Consider the following 3,870-nt stretch of genomic DNA (forward strand, 5'->3'; position numbering starts at 1 on the left):
CCGGGGGGCGGGCGCGGTCCGCGAGGGGGTCGGGAGCTGCCCGTGCCGGACTTCGCGAAGGTCTTCGACGAGGCGCCGGCGCCGTTCCTGCTGCTGACGCCGGACCTGGTGATCGTGCACGCCAACCGCGCCCGGCTGCAGGCCACGGCCACCACCCTGCAGGAGCAGGTCGGCCGGCACCTCTTCGACGTGTTCCCGATGAACCCGGACGACCCCGCCGCCGACGGCCTGCGCAACCTGCGCGCCTCCCTGGAGCTGACGCGCGAGAGCCGCCAGCCGCAGACGATGGCGCTGCAGAAGTACGACATCCCGGTGCCCGGCGGCGACTTCGAGGAGCGCTTCTGGAGCCCGCGCAACGTGCCGATCCTCGACGAGGACGGCGAGGTCGCGTTCCTGCTGCACCGCTCCGACGACATCACCGACTACGTGCGCGACCGCGAGGCCGCCCGCGAGGCCGTGGCCAGCGGCAAGCAGTGGTCCGAGCGCGTGCAGCAGGTCGAGTCCGACCTGTTCGAGCGCACCCGCGAGCTGGAGGAGCTCAACGCGCAGCTGCGCCGCTCCGGCGAGCGCGAACGGCGCACCGCCCGCCGCCTGGCGGGCCTGGCCGCCACCGCCTCGGCCCTGGCCACGGCCGAGACCGTCCCGGGCCTGCTGGAGCGCCTGGCCCGCCACGGCCGCGACGCCACCGGGGCCGAGGCCGTCGTCGTGGGCCTGCGCGAGGGCCCGCAGCTCGCACTGACCTTCCTCGGCGACCCGGACGCGCCGGGCCCGGCCCCGACCGCGCACCTGCCGCTGACCTCCGACGCCCCCGTGGCCGTCGCCGCCCGCGGGCGGGCGGTGCTGGGCGTGCAGGACTGCCGCTACGCCGCCGCGGTGCCGCTGCCGGGGGCCGCGGAGCTGCCCACCTGGGCGGCGCTGCCGCTGAGCACCAGCGGCGGCGAGCCGCTGGGCTCGGTCGCGGTCGGCTGGTCCGCCGAGCGCTCCCTGGAGGCCGAGGAGGTGCAGCTGCTGGAGGCGTTCGCCGCCCAGTGCGGGCAGGCCCTGGAGCGCGTGCGGCGCCTGGAGGACGAGCGCCGCCGGGCGCGCGCGACCCGCACGCTGGCGGAGGCGCTGCAACGCTCGCTGCTCACCGACCCGCCGCAGCCGGACCACCTGCAGCTCGCGGTGCGCTACCTGCCGGCGACCCGCGAGGCCCAGGTCGGCGGCGACTGGTACGACGCCTTCCTCACCCCGGACGGCTCCACCACGATCGTCGTCGGCGACGTCACCGGCCACGACCGCGAGGCCGCCGCCGAGATGGGCCAGCTGCGCGGCGTCCTGCGCGGGGTGGCGCAGACCGCGCACGGCTCGCCCGCGCACGTGCTGGCCGCCTTCGACCGCGCCCTGCACCACCTGGGCGTGCGGACCCTGGCGACGGCGGTGCTGGCCCGCGTGGAGCAGACGGCGCAGGAGCGGGGGACGGGCGCGCGCACGCTGCGCTGGTCCAGCGCCGGGCACCCGCCGCCGGTGCTCGTGGAACCCGGGGGCGGGGCGCGGCTGCTGGAGCGGCCCGCCGACCTGCTGCTGGGCCTGCTGCCGGAGTCCGGGCGCGAGGACCACGGCGTGCCGCTGGTGCCCGGCTCCACCGTGCTGCTGTACACCGACGGCCTCGTCGAGCGCCGCGACGAGCCCCTCGACGCCGGCCTGGAGCGGCTGCGCGCCGCCGCCGAGGACCTGGCGCACCTGCCGCTGGACGGGTTCGTGGACGCCCTCGTGGCGCGCGTGGTGCCCGAGCCGGACGACGACGTCGCGGTGGTGGCCCTGCGCGCCCACCCCGAGGACCGCCCGGCGCCCAAGAGCGCGCCGCGCGGCTGAACGCCGCGGGCCGGGAGGGCGGTCCGCCCCCCGGCCCGCGGCGTGCCGGTGGCCCCGGGCCTCAGCCCTTGACGGATCCGGCCAGCAGCCCGCGCACGAAGAAGCGCTGCAGCCCCAGGAACACCGCCAGCGGCACCACCATCGCCAGGAAGGCGCCCGGCGCCAGCAGGTGCCAGGCGTTGCCGCGGGTGCCGGTCAGGTCCGCGACCGCGGAGGTCAGCGGTGTGGCGTCGCCGCCGGCGAAGGTGAGGGCCACCAGCAGGTCGTTCCACACCCACAGGAACTGGAACACCCCGAACGCCGCGATCGCCGGCACCAGCAGCGGCAGCAGCACCTTGAAGAAGACGGTGACGTGCCCGGCGCCGTCCATGCGGGCCGCCTCCACCAGGGACGCCGGGACGTCCTTCATGAAGTTGTGCAGCAGGAAGATCGCCAGGGGCAGGCCGAACATCGTGTGCGAGAGCCACACCGTCCAGAACGACCCGGCGATGCCGACGTCGACGTACAGGCTCAGCAGCGGGATGAGCGTGACCTGGATCGGCACCACCTGCAGCGCGAACACCGCCACGAAGAGCACCTCGCGCCCCTTGAAGGGGATCCACGCGAAGGCGTACGCGGCCAGCAGCGCCAGGGTGATCGGGATGAGCACGGCCGGGATCGTGATGACGAAGGTGTTGACGAAGTTCTCGCCCAGGCCGGTCTGCAGCGCGGAGGAGTAGTTGTACCCGGTGAACAGCGGCCGGGCCAGGGCGTTCCACCAGCCGTCGGCCTGGATGTCGTTCTGCACCCGGAAGCTCGTCACGAACAGGCCCAGGGTGGGGATCGTCCACAGCGCCGCGATGGCCAGCGCGACGATCGAGGCCGCCGGGGAGCTGAGCCGGTTCTTGGCGGCCAGGGCCCGCTTCTCGGCCCGGGTCAGCTTGCGCTGCTGCGGGGCGATCTGCCCGGTGGGACTGCTGACCACCCGCGTGGCGTCGGTCTGCCCGCTCACCGGACCTCCTCCGCCAGGCGCATCTGCCGCACGTTGTAGACGATGATCGGGACCACCAGGGCGAAGAGCACCACGGCCAGCGCCGCGCCCAGCCCCTGGTTGAACTGCCGGAACGACTGCGAGTAGAACTCGTTGGCCACGACCGAGGTGCCGAACTGGCCGCCGGTCATGACGAAGACGATGTCGAAGGCCTTCAGCGTGCTGATGGCCACGGTCGTCAGGACGACCACCAGGGCCGGGCGGATGCTCGGCACCGTCACCGACCGGAACATCTGGAAGGCGCTCGCGCCGTCCAGCCGGGCGGCCTCGACGATGTCGTCGGGGATCGCCTTGATGGACGCCGACAGCACCGTCATGGCGAACCCGGCGTTGATCCAGATCATCACGACGATGATGAAGAGGTTGTTCCACGGCTGGTTCAGCAGGAACTGCTGCGGCTCGGCGCCCAGCCAGACGAGGACCTGGTTGAGCAGGCCGATCTGCTCGATGCCCGGCTGCACGGGCCGGTAGTCGTACACGAAGCGCCAGATGATGCTGGCGGCCACGCCCGAGATGGCCATCGGCAGGAAGATCAGGGCCTTGGCCAGCGCTTCGAAGCGGGTGCGGTCGACCAGGTAGGCGTACACCAGCCCGAAGCCGGTGGAGATCAGCGGCACCAGGACGACCCACAGCACGGTGTTGCGCAGCACCAGCTGCAGGCCGTCGCTGGTGAAGACCTGCTGGTAGTTGTCCAGGCCGACGAAGGTGCTGCTGTCGGGGGACTTCAGCGACAGCCACAGCGTGCGCAGGGCGGGGTAGACCAGGCCCACCGCCACCAGCAGCAGGGCCGGTCCGGTGAAGCCGGCGGCGACGACCCAGTTCGGGACGCGCTTGGGCCGGTCGACGGCGAAGAGGATGGCCGCCATCACCGCCGCGAAGGCGAGGACGGCGATCACCATGAGGGCGAGCTTGTGCGGGGTGCTGTCGGCGTCGAGCAGCCAGTCCACGCGGGACCTCCTCGTGAGGTGAGCGGACTGCGGGAGGGC

The 3,870-nt window shown here is 73.7% G+C and carries 3 protein-coding genes; 1 reads left to right on the forward strand and 2 read right to left on the reverse strand.

All coding sequences use genetic code 11. The features are described 5' to 3' along the window. The first annotated feature begins 42 nt into the window (after positions 1-42). Positions 43-1,854 carry a SpoIIE family protein phosphatase gene (locus tag GTR00_RS16180; protein WP_323132534.1) on the forward strand — a complete coding sequence of 604 codons (1,812 nt, stop codon included), beginning with the start codon at positions 43-45 and terminating at the stop codon, positions 1,852-1,854. 61 nt (positions 1,855-1,915) lie between these two features. Here GTR00_RS16180 and GTR00_RS25935 read toward each other — a convergent pair whose 3' ends face one another. Continuing rightward, entirely contained in the window at positions 1,916-2,845 is a 930-nt protein-coding gene (locus GTR00_RS25935) for a carbohydrate ABC transporter permease (protein WP_205705962.1), read from the reverse strand. Beyond that, positions 2,842-3,831 (reverse strand): carbohydrate ABC transporter permease, encoded by a 990-nt coding sequence (locus tag GTR00_RS16190; RefSeq protein WP_166612618.1) that lies wholly within the window; start codon positions 3,829-3,831, stop codon positions 2,842-2,844. The genes GTR00_RS25935 and GTR00_RS16190 overlap by 4 nt, the downstream gene beginning before the upstream one ends. Between the last annotated feature and the right edge of the window lie 39 nt (positions 3,832-3,870).

The sequence above is a fragment of the Kineococcus indalonis genome, from assembly GCF_009906395.1.
Classification (GTDB): domain Bacteria; phylum Actinomycetota; class Actinomycetes; order Actinomycetales; family Kineococcaceae; genus Kineococcus; species Kineococcus indalonis.